The organism is Termitidicoccus mucosus (genome assembly GCF_038725785.1).
In the GTDB taxonomy this organism is placed as follows: Bacteria; Verrucomicrobiota; Verrucomicrobiia; order Opitutales; family Opitutaceae; genus Termitidicoccus; species Termitidicoccus mucosus.
On the sequence record NZ_CP109796.1, the window covers coordinates 5,060,348 to 5,077,652 of the forward strand.

Here is a 17,305-nt window from a genome sequence, read left to right on the forward strand (position 1 = left end):
CGAGAAAACAGTGCGGAAATAAAAGCGCAGGGTGATCTGCGGCACGGGGCCATTCGCCGGAGCATATGGCGGGAGGAGCAAAAGAATCTGCCGCGGAGAGGCCAGAAAGGCATAAATCATCCAGAGGCAGAGGCCCGGTTTCACGCCTGCACCCGCACGGAATGATTTTTCTGTTTCGTTGATCCCATTTATTCCATCCCCAAAACGAAGTCGCGCCTTTGTGTTTATCATTCGTCCCGGGTCTTCTTTTTTATGGAGCATTTTAAATAATATCGTGACTGGATTATTTGGTCCCAAATCAACCAGGCTTTGCCGGTGATATAATGCCTCGGGCTCTCTGATGTGGCGGCGGGAATCCCGAGACGCGAAGGTGCAGAGACCGGGAAGCGGAATCTGAAACAGGGGGCTTGACTTTTAAATTGGTTACTCGTGTAACTCATGCCCGCAAACCTTAATTCATGCCAATTTCCCAAGTCGCCCCAACGTCACTTCTGTGCTTCCGCCTGCCGTCCGTGGTTGATTCGAGCGCGCTGCCGCCGGCCAAATGGATCTGGAGCCAGGGGGGCGCATCTGCCGGCCAGCCGCAGTTTTGCCGGTTCACCACCGCTTTTGAATGGGAGGGCGGCCCGGTTGAGTTTTACGTCACCGCCGACCAGCGCTTTGTCTTGTCCATCAATGGCGGGATTGTGGCCCGGGGCCCGGACGCCGGCGCGCCGGAGCGATACTACTACTCGGGATACCGCGTCGATTTGCCGCCCGGACGGCATGAGTGGAGCGCACTGGTCTGGTGGCTTGGCGACCTCGCCCCGTATGCCCATGTATCGCAGCGCCCGGCCTTCCTGCTGGCGGCGGAAGGGGCAGCGCACCCGCTGCTGACGACCGGAATCGCAAGCTGGATAGCGAGTCACTGCGCGGAGTTCATTCCAGTTATCGAGCGAAAGCTGCCGGGGGCTCATTTTATCGGTCCCAGCTATTTGATAGACGGAGCCTTGGCGGGAGAGGGAGAGGCCAGCGCCGCAGTTCCGGTTGCGGATGCCCGGCCTGAGGGCGTGAACGGGCGCCTGCCTGTGCAATGGGTTTTGCAGCCGAGCGAACTGCCCGAGCAAATTCACTCCGAGTGGAGCCATTGGAAGGCGCGCGCTGAAGGCGGCGAGTGGATGGCGGATAATGGAAAGATGCGGAAAGAGTGGATTCTCGGTGGGGAAAGAAGTCTGGCAATGGAACTGGCGGAGGGAAACGAAGTGGTCATCGAGGCACATCGCGAATGGACCGCGTTGCTTGATGCAGAAACGATAATCACTGCCTATCCCGGCATCGAGACAAGCGGGGGGCGGGGCGCGCGCATCGATTTGTCATGGGCGGAATCGCTGGGCGAGGCCGCCGAACTCAAGGAGAACAATTTCCTGGTTGAAAAGGGGCATCGCGACGAAATCGCGGGCAAGTTCTTCTATGGCTTCGGCGACACGTTTGCCCCGGCGGGGAGCGGGGGCGTCGAATTTCTGCAAGTGCCTTGGTGGCGCGCCGGCCGGTATTTATTGGTTCGCGTGCGCACGGCGGATCATCCCCTGGTTATCCGCCGCCTGGCCTGCGAACAGACCGGTTATCCGGTGCGGTCGCGTTCCCGTTTCGAATGCCCGGATGACACGCTTGGCAAGGTGCTGAGCCTTTGCGACCGAGGCATCCGGGCAAGCTGCCATGAAATGTATTCGGACTGTCCCGCATTCGAGCAACTGATGTATGCGGGGGATGCCCGGGTGGAGGCGCTGGTGCATCGTTGCCTGGAGACGGATGACCGGCTGGCGCGGAAAGCAATCCAGGTGTTTAATGATTCGCGCCACAAGGGCGGGGGATGGACGTGGTCGAGATATCCCGCCCGGGTCGGACAAGTGCTGCCGGTATTTTCGTTGATATGGGTATTGATGGTGGACGATTTTCTCCACTGGCGCGATGACGCCGCGTTTATAAAAAGCCAGCTCACGGGCGTGCGCGCCACGTTGGATATTTTCGAGGATTTTCTGGACGGCGACGGCTGGCTGCGCGGGCTGCCGGGCTGGCACTTTGTCGATTGGTGCCCGCATTGGCAGAACGGTGTGCCTCCCTCGGATGCCTCCGGCCGCCGGGCTCTGGTGAATTTGTTTTATGTTCTGGCATTGCAGGCGGGCGCCCGCATCGAGGATGCGGTCGGGGCGCCGGCCAGGGCCGGGTATCTGAGAACGCTGGCGGACAAGGCTGGCGCCGCGGTGCGCATGGGATGCAGCGCTGATGACGGGTTGTTTCGCGATGCGCCCGGGGTTGACTCATTGAGCGAGCATACCCAGGCGCTGGCCGCCTTGGCATTGCTGAAAAACAGGCAGGAAAAGCGGGCGCTGTTGGAGACAACCCGCCGCGTTGCGGCGGAGACCCATAAAATCGCGCCGGCTTCTTATTATTTCATGCATTATCTATTCGAGGCCTGCCACGAAGCGGCCTCGGACTGGCTGCATGACCGGCTTTCTCCCTGGCGCGATTTGCTGGCCAGGGGATTGCGCACGCCGATCGAAGCGGCGGAGCCGTGCCGGTCCGACTGCCACGGTTGGGCGTCGCACCCCTTGTTTCATGCCTACGCGACGATTGCGGGAATCCGTCCGGGCTCGGCTGGATTCTCCAGTGTGATTGTCGAGCCGCTACCCGGCCGGTTGCCAGGCCTCGAAGCGGACTTCCCATGGCGGGCCGCCTCGATTTCGTTGAAGTTGGGCTTCGCCGGGGGAAGCGTGCGGGGCGAGGTCTCCTTGCCCAACGGTCTGTCCGGCGAATTCAGATGGGCCGGGATGTCTTATCCCATCCGCCCGGGTTTGAATGTCATCAAATATTGATTCAACGGCAATGAAGGCGACCGGATTCATTTTATCATCAGTCATATCTTTATGGTTTGCCGCGTCCTTGCGCGCGGCAGTCGTCACCAATGATATAACGATTCCCGGAGGAAGCCCCTCGGCGCGCATGGATGTTTACCAACCCGAGCCGGAGCGCTGGCCGGGGCTCCGTCCGGTGGTGCTGATGATTCATGGCGGCGGGTGGGCGATCGGAGACAAGGCGGACAAGCGCGAGCAAATCACAGGCAATGCCTTCGCCGAAAAAGGTCTGGTTGTGGTTTCCCTGAATTACGATTTGTTCCGTTACAGGGATGGTCCGTGGAAGGGAGGGAAGATACATGAAGCCTGGCCGCGGAACCTGCAGGACGTGGCGGCCGCGCTGTGCTGGCTCAAATCAGTCGAGGCAAGGTCTTATGGGATCGACTCCGGGCGGGTGGCGCTGCTGGGTTATTCCGCCGGGGCGCATCTTGCATTGATGGGCGCGTATGCCCTGGATGGCAATGACGCGGAATTGCGCGGCAACCGTCCGGTTGCCGATCTCCCGGCGGTGCGCGCGGTGATCTCTGTTTATGGCACGCACGATCTCCGGCTTTTCGGCGCGAATATATTCAAGCGCGGGGATGCCGGCGACGAGGAGCTGCTTGCCCGGGCCTCTCCCGTCACGTATCTGAGAAAGGGATTGCCGCCGACACTCGTCATGCATGGCGACAAGGATGTCACCATTTCACCGGAAATCGCCCGGGCTTTTGCATCCAGGCTCGGCGAGGCGGGCGTCAAATACGAACTGGTCATGGCACCCGGACGCAAACACGGGTTCGCCTTGGGGGCGAAAGAGGAGCGGGAATGCACCGGGTTCGCCCTGAAATTTCTTGATGACAATGGCATTTTGCCACCGGCTCAACCTCTGCATGGGGATAAATAAAATGACCGCATTAAAACTTGATCCAAGCTTCTGGTGGCTGATGGCCGGATACGGCGCGCTGCTGATTGGCGTGAGCCTGTATTTCACGCGAATGATAAAAAACTCCGGCGATTTCTACGGATCAAGCGGAAGGACGTCATTTTGGTTCAGCGGGCTTTCATTTTTCATGACGGCGTTCTCGGCGTCGGTTTTTGTCGCCAATGCCTCCATCGCCTATCGTCACGGCTCGTTGAACGCCCTGCTGATCGTGGCGCAGTTGCCCGTGTTTTTCGCCGGATATTATGTGTTCAGCGCGCGATGGCGGCGCACCGGCTGCGCCACGGTGGTCGAGTTTATTGAAAAGCGCTTCGGCCCCGGAACGGCGAAATTTTTCATGTGGGTGGGGCTGCCGGTGCGCATGCTCGAAAGCGCCAACCGGTTCTATGTCACGGCGGTGTTGTTCGAGGTGATGCTGGGCATCAGTTTGTTTGCCGGGGCGAGCGTCACGGCGGTCGTCACCCTGCTTTCCACGGTGGGCGGAGGGTTTCTGGCTGTGGTCGTCACAGACGCGGTGCAGGCGATTTTGCTCACGCTCATCGTGGCGGTCGTGGCCGCGCTCTCATGGAACGCGGTGGGCGGCTGGGAGCATTTTTCGGCCAATGTGCCGTCTGATTACTGGTCGCTCGCCACCGACGCCGGCGGCTTTGGCGTGCCGATGATCACGGTGTGGGCGATTGTCGCGCTGTTCGCGTGGAACGGCAACTGGTCGCTGGTGCAGCGTTTTGTGTCCGTGCCGCGCGAACGCGACGCGCGCCGGGTGTCGGTGATCAGCGGGGTGTCCTATTATTTGCTGTTTCCGCTGATCGCCGTTCCCGCGATGGCGGCTGTCGTCATGATGCCCGGCCTGGACACTCCGCAGAAGGCGGAATATGCCTACATCCTGGTCGCCCAGAAAGTATTGCCCTCGGGTTTGATGGCGATGCTGTGCTTCGGCTTGCTCGGCGCGACCATCACGGCGGTCAACGCCGACCTCAATGTGATGGCGCAGGTCGTCGTCAACGACATGCTGAAAAAGCAACTCGCCTCATCGACCGAGCGACGGCGTTTGTTCCTCGGCCGGGCGATCATGGTGGTGGTGAGCGCGGTCTGCCTCGCACTGGCGATGCGCATCCGTGATTTTGGAGGCGCGTTCCAGTTCCTCATCATGGTGCTCGGCATGACCACGCTGCCGACTTTCATGCCCTTGCTGTTCGGGTTGCTCTGGCCGCATGGGACGGGAAGGTCGGCGATCTGGGCGTTCGCCGCCGGGATTCTCACTGCGCTGATTCTGAAATTCGGGCTGGGGGCTTCGCTCGCCTCGGTGATTTTCTGCAACGGGACGGCCACGGCGGTCGTGTATTTTGCCTCCGGCTTCCTGCTGCGCCGCTCCGATGCCGAGGAGGAAACTGCCCCTGTGCTGTTTCAGCGGATGCAAAAGCCCCCGCCGCCGGACAGTGCGGACGCCCCCACGGGCAGCGATGCGCAAGGAAGGGCGGTGGCGCGCGTGGCCGCGATCACGCTGATATTCTGCGGCGTGCTGGCGGCCATCGCCGAAATGCTGACCGGCGCCGACTCCCCGGGCCGCGGCATAGCCTCGCTCGTCGCCGGAGTGTTATTTGTCATTGGAGGCATTATTTTCCGTATAAACCGAAAAATACCTTGAAGCCATGAAGCCCATACCGTCATTTGCAGCCATTCTTGCGCTGATCGTTTATCCGCTTTCGGGCGCGCCTCAAACGGATGGCCATTTGCCCGCCGTGGGGGTGGATACCGCGGGGACATTTTTCCTGCGCAACAAAGCCTACGCCGGAGAGGGCTGGCGCTTTCCCGCGTGGCGCGACGCCATCGCCGAACTCGGCGCAGAGTTTTTGATGGACCATTATTTCGAAGTGGCGACCGGCGGGACGCTTCGCGAGAACGAGGCCGCCACGCGCGCCCGCATAAAGGCGCTCGGCGATTATCTGGGCAAAAGCGGGCTGGACTATGTTTTTAACCTCGAAACCGCCAACTGGACGCCGCGCAAGGAATACATTCCCGGCCAAAACATGTTCGAGCCGCATCCCGGCGCGCATTATTATCAGGTGCCGGAGCCGGTGCTGGAGGAAATGGCAAAAATGCCCGGCATGAGGGCCGTGTGTTTTGACGAAATCGAGCACGTGCAAATCAGTTCCGGCCTGAAGAGCCGGCCCAGCGAATACCCGGCGTTGGCGGACACGCGGCGCATGACGCTGCCGGAGGCCAACGCCGCGCTGGTGGCGCGCTTGATACAAATCAGGGAATACTATAAAAAACACGGTGTCACGCCGGTGGCCGAAAACGTCTGGCCGGTGATGCAGCATCTGTTCGCGCGCGCGGGCTGGACGGTCTCGCCGAAGATCATGAAGGAAAGCTGGACGCCGGTGCCGGTGGCGATGGCGCTCGGCGCGGGGATCGAATATGAAAACGCCGGCGCCGACGTGTGGATGAACCCCGACCTGTGGTTTTGCGGCCACTATCCCGGCCACAGCGTGGACGAGACGCGCAGCGCGCTCGTTTTTTCGCACTGGCTGGGAGTTTCGCGCATCTATCTCGAAAACATGGATTATGTGAACGCGCGCGGCGGCGCCCATCAGCCGGACGCGGCGAAAAACTTTGATTATACAAAGATCGTCCAGGGCAGGCATCATCCCGATGCCGCCGGCTCGCCGGCCTCGCTGGTGCAGTTCGCCAACGACCGCGAGTTCTCGCTCACGGCCTATGGGCGCGTGTTCCGCGACTACGCGCGCGACTACAAGCCGTCAAACCCCGTGCCCTACACTTGGCGCGACGCCCGCTGCCGCGTGGCCATCGTGCGCTTCGAGGATTCGTGCTGGGGCCAGCGCGACAGCACGTTTGGCGACACGCTGCTCGGTTCGGAAATCGAAAAGTCCACGCCGGAGACCGAGGCGTGGTTCGGCATCTGGCACCGCCTCAGCCACGGCGTGATTCCGAAAAAGGGCCTGTCGTTTCATATAAAAGCCGCCAAATACAACGAGGCCCCGCGTTTTTTTGTCCCCGCGCCGCCCACCCTGGTGTTTGACCATCGCATCGGTGACGAGCATCCCGACTTTGATTTCAGGGGGGCCAAAATGATTTTCCTGACGGGCATCGGCTTGAGCAAGGCAACGGTCGGGCTCGTGCAACGTCGCGTGAAAGAGGGCGCGGTTGCGGTCACCCTGCATCATTTGGCGCCTGATGAGCTAAAAAGGCAGTTCGCGGCATCGGGGCAGGAGGAGCTGGAGGTTGCCGACGGGGCCGGACGCTGGATTGTGTGCCGGGATTTTCTGGGAGCGAAAGTGCGGGCGGCGCTGGCGCCGTTGCTTGGCCCGTCCGACGAATTGCAATATCAATTTGGAGAGCACCGGCTGATTATTAAAAATATAGACAATGACCGGATTGAGGTCTGGCTGGATGGCCAGCGCCGCCATACCCCGCCCGCCATGCCGTCCAAGCGCGCAAAATGGGACGGCCAGAATCTTGTCCTCAAAGAATGAGAAAACCGGGCAAACAAAATCTACAGGCCATGAAACAAAACAAAACATTCCCCCTGGCGGCCCTGCTGGCCGCATTTCTGCTGGTCGTCGGTTTCTCCGCCGGCACGGTTTTGGCTGGGGCGCCCGCGGAGCGCGTCTTGCGCAATCAATGGAGCGATGCCACTCTTAAAGAAAATCCGACGGCTCCTCTTCTGGCTCAGTTTCTCGAACGGGCGCGGACTCTGGACGCGCCGTCTCCGTCCGGCATGGATGAGAAGGATTATCTTCGTCTCATCGCCGGGAATGTTGATTTTTTCACGAAGCTCCAGGATGAGAACGGGGCGATCATCGATCCCTATCGCAAGCAGGAGTTTCAATACTCAACGCCTTGTTATGCCTTTGCGGCCGCGATGTTGGTCGAGCACGCCGGACGCGCCGATTTGCTCGCGCCCGCATTGCGCGCGATGGACTGGGCGGTTTTGTCGCTGGCCCGCAACAAGGCGGCCAATAATCATCAGGACTTTTATCCCTTTTTTCTCGCCCATGCCCTCCCGATTCTGGCCCGGCATGCGACCGCCGAACAGGCCGCCCGCTGGAAAGAGCAGCTCGCATCCATCGATCCGTGGACATTGTATCGCGGCCAGCCGGGATTGAGTAACTGGAACGTGAAGGCACTCTCCGGAGAGGCCATGCTCAAGCTGGCGGGCGTTCGTGATGACACCTCTTATATTGACCACAGCCTGGCTGCGCAAGGCCGTCATTTCCAGTCGCCATGGGGTTTGTATATAGATTGGAATCCGTCGAAAAAAATCGAGGGTGTCACCTGTTACGATCTATTTCCTCGCACTTTTCTCGCGGTGGCGCTGGAGGCCGGCTGGCGCGGGGTGTGCGCCGACCAGGCGACAGCCATGATCGACCGCGGCGCGATCACCAGTCTCTTTCTCGAATCGCCGGCGGGGGAAATGCCCAGTGGCGGGCGCAGCGCCCATCACCAGTGGAACGAGGCGCTGGAAGTGGCGACCTTCGAGCTTTATGCGGCCAAGGCCGAGCGCGGAGGGGACAGGTTTCTTGCCGGGGTTTATAAACGCGCCGCGCATCTGGCCTTCGCCTCCATGAGGCGCTGGCAGCGCCCCAGCGGAGAGCTTTGGATTATAAAAAACCGCTTCGAACCTGAAACACAGCACGCCTTTGAGGCGTATTCCGGACACTCGCAATACAATCTGATGCCGATGGCACTGCTGGGGATCGCCTGGCAGCAAGCGCAAAAAACAGCCGGCATCCCCGAACAAATCACCCCCGCCGAACTGGGCGGTTTCATCGTCAATTTGCGTCCCGAGTTTCCTCAAATTATTGCCAACTCCGGAGGCACGTATTTGCAAATCAACACGGCGCCAGACCCTCATTACGACGTGCTCGGGCTCAACCGCGTCCACTACGTGAATTTCAATCCGCAGCTCGGACCGAGCGACAGCGTGAATCGCAAAAGCGACCGGCCCCGGTATCCCGCCGGCCCGCGCAAGGCCATTGCCATCGGCCTTTCGTGGAAAGCCGACGCCGGGGATAAATGGGACGCGCTCGCTAACTATCATCGCGATCACGTCAAGAAGGTCGAGGTCGAGGAGCAGGCCGCCACGCCCGGTGAGGTGCGTTTCAAAATCATATATGAAGGCGACTTCGGCGGGGTCAAGCGGGTGGTGGAAAGTTATAAAATCACCCCCGATACTATTGAAATCAGCGGCGCGGTTGACGGCTACAACGGTCCGCTGCGTTATGTGTGGCCCGTGCTGGCCGATGATGGCGCGCGACAGCCTGCCATCCGCCTCGAAAAGCAAGCCGTCTCGGTCTCGCTCGATGGTGACACGCAAGTATTCGCGGCCCCCGGCGGGTCGGTGCGTGTCGGCGAGACGCGATACCCCTTCCACAATGGCTGGGCGCGCGAAGCGTCCGCCGATTTCGCGCCGGGACAGACACCGCGTCTCGTGGTGCGTCCCGAACGCTCCTCCCGCACCGCCACGGCGGCAGGAGGCGCGATTTCCACCGCAGTCAAGCCCGCCGCTCCCCCGCCTCTCGCGCGGACTTTCGCGCGTTATGTGCCGGAGCGCAAAGGTGATTTCGCGTGGGAGAACGACATGGTGGCGTTTCGCGCCTATGGCCCTCCTTTGAAAAATGGCGCCGAGGACAGCGGCATCGACTGCTGGTTCAAACGTGTCAATTATCCTGTCATCGACAAATGGTATGGCGAGGCCAGACGGGGCAAAACCTACCATAAGGACCATGGCGAAGGCTATGATCCCTATCACGTCGGTTCGTCGCGCGGCTGCGGCGGACTCGCCCTCTGGCACGAAGGACGCATGGTGCTTTCCGATGTATATGATCGTTGGGAGATGGTTTCGAGCGAGCCGGACAAGACCGTGTTCAAACTTTATTATAGTTACGACCTTGACGGGCGAAAGATCGACGAGGCCAAAACCATCACAATTCAAGCCGGCAGCCAGCTTTTCCGTGTGGACGCGGATTTCAGCGAGGCGGGAAAACCTTTGCGAGGCCAGGAAATTGCCATCGGCGTGACCACGCATGACGGCAAGGCGAGCGCCACGCTTGATCCCGCCGCGGGCTGGATGGGTTGCTGGGAGACGATTGACGGCGCGAGCGTCGGCACCGGCGTTGTCATTGCACCGTCGCGGATCATTCGCATGTTTGAAATCAGCGAGGCTAGGCGCGATTCCGGCCACGCCATTGCATTGGCTGAAACCGATGACTCCGGGCGGGTTTCATATCACGCGGGCTTTGCATGGACGCGCGCCGGGCGCATCCCCGATGCCGCCGCATGGAATCGCTATCTGGCCGGTTATTCCGCCAGTGACACCGCCACCGCGCCCGGCGGAAAGACTGCCGCCGTTGCCGGATTGGGATCACAGAGCATCCGGCAACTTCTCGAAAAAGTCACCGCGTTCCAGATGCGCGACTACGATGGGAAAATACGCGCCAATTGGAAAAGCGGCACGTTTTTCATGGGCATCACCGCACTTTATGAGATGACAAAGGATCCCCGCTATCTGAACCAGGCAATCGCCTGGGCCGAGTCCGCCAAATGGAAAGTCTCCAGCCATAATCTGCACGCTGACGGCATTTGCAGCGCGCAAACCTTCCTCGAACTCTATTCCCTTGACCGGCGGCCGGAGCGCATTGCCGATATCAGGACCAAGCTGGAGGATTATTTTGGCCGCGCGGAAATACTCCGCGAAGAGCTCGTGAATCCACGCTGGAAAGATGCCCGCCGCGCTTTCACCGGGCGTAATCTCTGGTGGTGGTGCGATGCCCTTTACATGGCGCCCCCCATTCTCGCGCGGATGTCCGAGATCAGCGGTGAACCGCGCTACCGGGAGCTTATGCACGTTTTATATTGGGATACGGTCGAGTTTCTCCGCGACAAGGAGGAGGGATTGTTTTTCCGCGATGAATCCCAATTTCCCGCGCGGAGAAAAACGCCGTCCGGTGGCAAGCTCTTTTGGGCGCGGGGCAACGGCTGGGTGCTGGCCGGGCTTGTCCGCATCCTGGAGTATATTCCGGAAAACGATCCGGCGCGTCCGCGTTATATAAAATTATTCCAGGGGCTGGCCGCGCGCGTGGCGGCCTGCCAGCAACCCGCCGGACACTGGTGTCCCGCGCTGACGGAACCGGCATGGTTTCCCGTGCCCGAGACGAGCAGCACGGCCTTGTTTTGCTATGCATTCGCCGCCGGCGTGAACCGGGGCTGGCTGGATCGGGCGGTCTTCCAACCCGCTGCCGAAAAAGCATGGGAGAGCCTTGTGTCGCATGTCGCCGACGACGGACACCTCGGCTACGCGCAACTCGTGGCGATGGCTCCCGGGCCGGTGAATGCGGAGGATTTCGCGGACTACGCCCACGGCGCCTTTCTTCTTGCCGGATGCGAAATCCATCGCTTGCGGGCCGAAGAGAAAGCGCCTGCCACAGGCCGGGCGCGTCCCTATGGGCAAAAGTAAGAATATATAGCTGAGCCGCGGCTCGGCGAGGACGCCTCGCCCTGTCATTTTGGCCAAGGTGGAGAGAAAATACTATAATATCGCCCGCATGCTGCGGGACGCATCGAATATCAGGCAACTGACGCAGCCGGGCCGGACGAGCCTCTGGCAATCAGGCGCGGCAGGAGGGAAGAGGTTTTGGGCGAGGGTTGATTTTCCAACCGGGCGATCAGTTCGACCGCCGCCTGCCTTCCCAATGCTTCCGATTGTATTTCCACCGAGGTAAGCCGGGGCTGCGTGAATTCGCAGAATGCAAGATTAACATATCCTGTGACGGAAACATCCTCGGGCACGCGCAGACCGGTGGACTGAATGGTATGCAGGACACTCAACGCCACCGGGTCGGTGTCGCATACGATGGCCGTGGGCCGTTGTTTGTGCCGCAGCAGGGCAAGGGTTTCCTTTCGGACGATGTCGGGATCAAAGTAGGTCGATTTGCGCCGCGATGCCGGGATTTTAATCCCGTGGGTATTCAAGGCGGCCTCGAAACCTTCCAGACGCATGACGGAGGACGAATATACGGAATCATTCAGCAGCAGGGCGATCCGGCTGTGGCCGAGTCCCACGAGGTGATTGATCACCTCTTTCGCGCCGGTCATATGATCGGCGGCGACAACAAAATCGCCCAGATCGGAGAAGCCGTCACCCACCTGGGCGAGGATGAGGCCTGTCTGATGAGAGAGTTTGTCAAGCTCGGCAAGCAACGGACGGGGAAGATTCAGGCAGATGGCTCCGCCAATCAATCGCCCGGAGCACACATCGATCAAGGCCTTCGCCGCAGCCTTGTCCGCGGTGACAGGCATGTATTTCACCTGATAGCCCAGCTCGACGGCGGCAAGGGCTATGCCGTGGACCACGAGGATATTGGATTCAAAACGCAGCGGGGGCGTAAACACGGCAAGCGTGCGGGTGCGCCCGGTTTTGATGGCTCTCGCGGCGTCATTCGGGCGATAGCCAAGTTCACGCGCCGTCTGCTCAATGCGCGCGACTGTTTCGGGCTGGAGCCCCTTGGCCTTGGGGACACGGTTCAGCACATAGGAAACCGCCGCGCGGGAGACGCCGCATGCCGCTGCGATTTCCGCCATGGTGACCGGCGTGCGTGCCGTGCGAATGCTCTGGGTTTTGGCGGATGTTTTCATGCAGGTTCATTCCAGCAAACGAATTCGGTGCCGGGGCGTCAATCGCGGGCCTCGATTCGGAGGAAATAATGAAAATCGGTTGACATGGATTGGCGACATGTTACACGAGTAACTAAAAATCGATTCCTCAGAATTACCGACACCCCGCGCCCTTCTCCAAAAAAAATTTTCGTTCCCGAATTTCATCCGGCATCCAGCCATGCCTCCCGGCGGCAGCAGGATGTTTTTAGAAATTTACACGTGTAACCAATTTCGCTCAATTTATCCCTCTGCAGCCATCCTCCCCGCCATGATTACCCGCAAAAACTCCATCCGCATTGTGCTGGCGGCAGCCGGCCTGTTGTTCGTCGCGCCCGGCGCGCGCTCCGCTCCGCTCAATGTCGCCGTGACTCCGACGCAGGAGGGCGTCACGCCCGCCGTGCTCGGTTACAATGCGAGCCACTTCCTGCCCGGCACCAACGCCCCCGACTGGTGGCGCTACACCGGGGCGAAGGCCGCGCGCGTGCTGCGCGGGCCGTCCCTGACGGATGTCGTGCATCCCTACGTGGACCTGGCCACCGCCAAGGCCGGCGTGGACACGGACACTTTTGAGAAGTTCATGCAGCGCCGCGCTGCGTTGCGCGCCAACGCCGAGAACCCGGACCAGCCGCTCGACAACAGCTTCATCGACTGGCCGTGGTTCATGACCCGGTTTGAGAGCACTCTCCAAGCCGTCAGCGGGCAGAGGTTTTATACAACGCCGCTGTTCACCGAACTTCGCCGGCAGGGCGTGGATATTCTCGTCCAGATGACGGCCGGCGGGAGCGGGTTCGAGATCGCAAACGACGACGACTGGGCCGCCAAATGGCTGGTCTGGCGGTATTATTACACCCATGCATTTTTGATGAGCCGCGACTTCGACGTTGTCCGGTATAGCATGTATAATGAGCCCAATATCGGCGACACCCCCACCTACGAGCAGTGGCACCGGCTCCTTCTGATTGCCTCCGACGCCATCCAAGGCGCGATTGCCGACGTCAACACCCGCTACGGAAAAAATCTCAAGCCCGAGATTTTCGCGCCCCACTGCACCAGCCCTTACGATTGGGAGCCGAACTTCCCCTCGCCCAACTCCCCCGTCTCCCCCAAGGTCTGGGCCGTGAACGCGGTGAACGACCGGCACAAGCGTTTCGACGGCACCATCGATCCCAACTGGCGCAATTTCCATTTTTTCAACCATCAGCGCTATGGTCTGGACCCGGAGGTCAACTATGCGCAACTCATCGCCGGCATACGCGATCTCATCACGCCGCTTACGGACGGAGAGACACCCTATGGCATCGGGCTGACCGAATTCAACACCACCGATATCGCGACTTCCCGCAGGAACACCGAGACGGCCGACCAGCCGAAGCACTACTCCTCGTTCGGCGGCACCCTCGTCGCGCTCACCCGCGCGGACGCGAGGCAGCTCTATCTTTTTCTCTTTGGCCAGACCATCCAGGTCGATGACACCGTCACCAATCCCGTGTATCCCGTGCGGAAAAACGGCACGCACTATGTGAGCGACGCCGCTGGCGGCTATAACTACGGCGGCGCCACGCAGGTCGCCGAGGTTTACCGTCTCTTCCTCAAGGCCGCCCAAGGCGCGCTCCCGCGCTTCGTCTGCACTGGCGACCCGCTGCCCGCCGACCTCCACCTGCTCGTCACCCGCGACGACTCGGCGGGCATGGTCCATGTCTTCGCCTCCAACCGGGCCGCCGAGGAACATTCGCTCAATCTCGACCTTTCCGCGTTCGGCCTGCCCGAGGGCAACCTCTTCATTATCGAGGAAGTCAGCGATCGCAGCAACGGCGGCGTGGTTGCCCGCGCGACGGTGACCGCAGGCGGCATCGGTGAACTCACGCTGCGCCCGCAATCGGTCGCGCTCGTTTCCATTTCCACGCGCCCCCAGGCGCCCATGCCCGGAGGCACGACCACGCTCGTCGTCCCCGCCATCGCCGACACGCAGCTCGCCGACGGCGCCGCGAAGAACACGCCCGGCGGCGGCGGTGCGGTCGTGGTGGCGCGCAGCGACGGGCTGACCGCCGACGGGCGTCGCGTTGCGCTGCTGAAATTCCGCGTGCCCGCCATCGCCCCGGCCGACATGCAGGTCGTGCTGCTCGACCTTTTCGCCGCCGCCACCGGCGGTACCGCCCGCATCCAGGCACATGTTTACGGCCTCGACGACGACAACTGGGATGAAGCCACCGTGACGTGGGCCTCGCTCACCTCCGCGCTGAAGCAGGGCGTGCCTGCCGGCAACAAAATCGCCAACAACGTCGTCATCAATCAGGAGGGCGGCCCGGCCTCCATCCTCGGCCAGTTGGTCGCGACCACGGACACACTGGCCGAGACGCTGGTAAACGTGACCGACTTTGTGCGCCGTCAGGACGACGGTTATGCCTCATTTCTCATCGTGCAGGATCACCGCATGGAGTGGACCCTCGACCCCGACATCGCGCCGGTGTTTCCCAATCAGCCCAATCACATTCCCGGCGACACGCAGCTGGGCGGCATCCGCATCGTCACCCGCGAGGGCGCGACCGGCGGGATACACGGGCCTCGCCTGCTTGTCGCCGCATCCTCCGCGCCCACGGGACCCGCGCTCATCGGGCAACCCGTCGGCGCCGCGGTGGACGAGGGCGCGCCAGCGACGCTTTCCGTCACCACACTGGAAATCGGCGCGGATGTCACCTACCAATGGCGGAAGGACGGCGTGCCCATTCCCGGCGAGACCGGCCCCACACTCATGCTGCCGGGCGCCCTGACCGACGCCGGCTTCTACGACGTCGTCGTGTCCAACCAGACGGGCAGCACCACCAGCGATGAAGTCATCGTGGTCGTCCGCCCCGCCGCGGCTGGCAGTCTCTTCGGCGAAGTCGCCGCCGTCGCGGTTGACCGCGACAACAACCTCTACGTGGCCGACGCCGCGCAACACATCATCCAAGTCATCACGCCTGACAACTATGCCCGCGTGTTTGCCGGCGTGTCGGGCTCGTCCGGCAAGCTGGACGGCGTGGGCGCCGCCGCGCTTTTTAATGCGCCCGGCGCGTTGGCCGTGCGTGGCGGCAACCTTTACGTGGCCGACACTGGCAACTCCACCATCCGCGCCATCTCGCCCGATGCGCGTGTCATCACGCTGGCCGGTCTGGCCGGCTCGGGCACCCATGCCGACGGCAGGGGGACCGGCGCGCGCTTCGATCATCCCGGCGGCATCGTCGCCGCCGCCACCGGCTCCGGCACGGACATCGTGCTTTACGTGGCCGACACGGGCAACCACGTCATTCGCAAAATCGCCCCCGGCCTTCCGAGCGGCTCCGATCCCGTGGGCGCGGCAGGCCCATTGGTCACAACCTTGGCCGGAGGCCCCAGACAGGAGGGCGCGCTCGACGGCACCGGTACGAATGCGCGTTTCCGCTCGCCCGTCGGCATCGCCGCCACCGGCACCGGCGCCGACACCGTGCTCTACGTGGCCGACACCGGCAACCACGCCATTCGCAAAATCATCGCCGCGACCGGCGAAGTCACCACGCTGGCCGGCGCTCTGGGACAGGAAGGCAGCGCGGACGCCACCGGCACCGCCGCTCGCTTCCGCTCGCCGCGCGGTCTGCTGGTGGACGGCACCGGGGAGATTTACGTGGCCGACACGGGCAACTCCACCATCCGCCTCATCGCCGGCGGCACGGTGACGACCGTCGCCGGCCTGCCGGGCACGGACACCGTGCCCGGCCTCGCAGGACTCAAGGACGGCCAAGGCGAAAGTGCGTGGTTCGACCATCCTGCCGCGCTGGCGCTGGGCGAAAATGGCAAGCTCTACGTGGCCGACACCGGCAACCGCGCCCTCCGCGTGGTCGATGAGCATGACAACGTGACCACGCTCCCCGTCCGCGACGGTTCCGTTCCGTCCCCGGTTCCGCCGGGTGAGGGCGGCGGCTCCACCAGCGCCGGCGGCGGTGGCGGCGCGCCCTCCGCGTGGTTCGCCGCCGCGCTGGCGATGCTCCTTTGCCTCGGGAAACGCAGGAAATTTTAAGCGCTGATCCCGGCAAAAATAAAAAACATCCCATCCATTTATATAAATCCAGCCATCATGAAAAAAACATCCACCACTCTCGTTCTGCTCGGCGCGCTTGTCGGGTTTATGCTCCCGGCGTCCGGCGCCGCCGCCGATGGCGGATTGGGCAATCCGTCGTGGAAGCCGGCCTCGTCCCGGAACGGGAAGGTGCTTCGTTCCGCCACGCAGGTCCGGTTTGAAATGTCCTCCCCTGCGAATTTCAGCTGCGCCAGCCTCGTCGCTCCGCTGCAAAAAGTCGTCGAGTCCACAGTGCCGCAAAAAGGGGAGGGCGCCCCGCCGTTGGAAGTGATCCTCACCGGCCTCGAATGGCCGCCGCCCGCCGCCGGCAAACCTGTGGTGTTCTTTGCCTCCTTGGGCGCAGCCGCGCAAAACATCAACCTGACCCCGCGCAACGCCACGCGGTGCGTCTATGTGCAAATCACCACCGGCACCGCCAAGACAGACGTCGCGGTGGGACGGCGCAAGGACAAGGCCCGCAAACAGGATTCCCATGCCGTGCAAGCCCCGCCCTCCGCGCTCACCTGGCGGTTCGACGCGAGCGGCTGGGAGCTTGAGACTGTTTCGGGCGCGGATGGCAGCTGCGAAAAATTCAAGGGGCAATGGCCCGCCGGCGAGGAGCCCTCGTTTCGGGATGACGACAAAATCAGCTTTGGCGTGCAAAACCCCGGTGACATGACCGGCGCCGTCCCCTACGCGGTCACGGTTGGCAGCGTCCGCATCAAGCGGACCGCAAAATAAAAACAGCCG

8 protein-coding genes are annotated in these 17,305 nt (G+C 61.9%); 7 read left to right on the forward strand and 1 reads right to left on the reverse strand.

What is annotated here, in order from left to right:
* The first annotated feature begins 458 nt into the window (after window positions 1-458).
* The 5 genes from OH491_RS17725 to OH491_RS17745 all read left to right on the forward strand — a co-directional run bounded on the left by OH491_RS17725 (window position 459) and on the right by OH491_RS17745 (window position 11,287).
* The gene (locus OH491_RS17725) at window positions 459-2,852 is read left to right on the forward strand and encodes a family 78 glycoside hydrolase catalytic domain (protein ID WP_068770275.1); all 2,394 of its coding nucleotides are present in this window, start codon (window positions 459-461) and stop codon (window positions 2,850-2,852) included.
* 127 nt (window positions 2,853-2,979) lie between these two features.
* Window positions 2,980-3,774 (forward strand): alpha/beta fold hydrolase, encoded by a 795-nt coding sequence (locus OH491_RS17730; protein WP_068770274.1) that lies wholly within the window; start codon window positions 2,980-2,982, stop codon window positions 3,772-3,774.
* 1 nt (window position 3,775) lies between these two features.
* Window positions 3,776-5,455: a sodium:solute symporter family protein gene (locus tag OH491_RS17735; protein ID WP_068770273.1), complete on the forward strand. Its 1,680-nt coding sequence runs from the start codon at window positions 3,776-3,778 to the stop codon at window positions 5,453-5,455.
* 4 nt (window positions 5,456-5,459) lie between these two features.
* Window positions 5,460-7,304, forward strand: a complete 1,845-nt coding sequence (locus OH491_RS17740) for a hypothetical protein (RefSeq protein ID WP_068770272.1) — start codon at window positions 5,460-5,462, stop codon at window positions 7,302-7,304.
* A 29-nt stretch (window positions 7,305-7,333) separates the two neighbouring features.
* The gene (locus OH491_RS17745) at window positions 7,334-11,287 is read left to right on the forward strand and encodes a glycoside hydrolase family 88 protein (RefSeq protein ID WP_334319284.1); all 3,954 of its coding nucleotides are present in this window, start codon (window positions 7,334-7,336) and stop codon (window positions 11,285-11,287) included.
* Window positions 11,288-11,397: 110 nt separating this feature from the next.
* On the opposite strand, the gene OH491_RS17750 is transcribed toward OH491_RS17745, so the two are convergent.
* A complete protein-coding gene (locus OH491_RS17750; protein ID WP_068770270.1) occupies window positions 11,398-12,465 on the reverse strand; it encodes a LacI family DNA-binding transcriptional regulator in 1,068 nt (355 codons plus the stop codon).
* Between the two features lie 289 nt (window positions 12,466-12,754).
* Here OH491_RS17750 and OH491_RS17755 point away from each other — a divergent pair, with 289 nt between their 5' ends.
* Both OH491_RS17755 and OH491_RS17760 read left to right on the forward strand, forming a co-directional pair.
* The gene (locus OH491_RS17755; RefSeq protein WP_068770269.1) at window positions 12,755-16,516 is read left to right on the forward strand and encodes a DUF7594 domain-containing protein; all 3,762 of its coding nucleotides are present in this window, start codon (window positions 12,755-12,757) and stop codon (window positions 16,514-16,516) included.
* Window positions 16,517-16,573: 57 nt separating this feature from the next.
* Window positions 16,574-17,296, forward strand: a complete 723-nt coding sequence (locus OH491_RS17760; protein ID WP_068770268.1) for a hypothetical protein — start codon at window positions 16,574-16,576, stop codon at window positions 17,294-17,296.
* The last annotated feature ends 9 nt before the right edge of the window (window positions 17,297-17,305 follow it).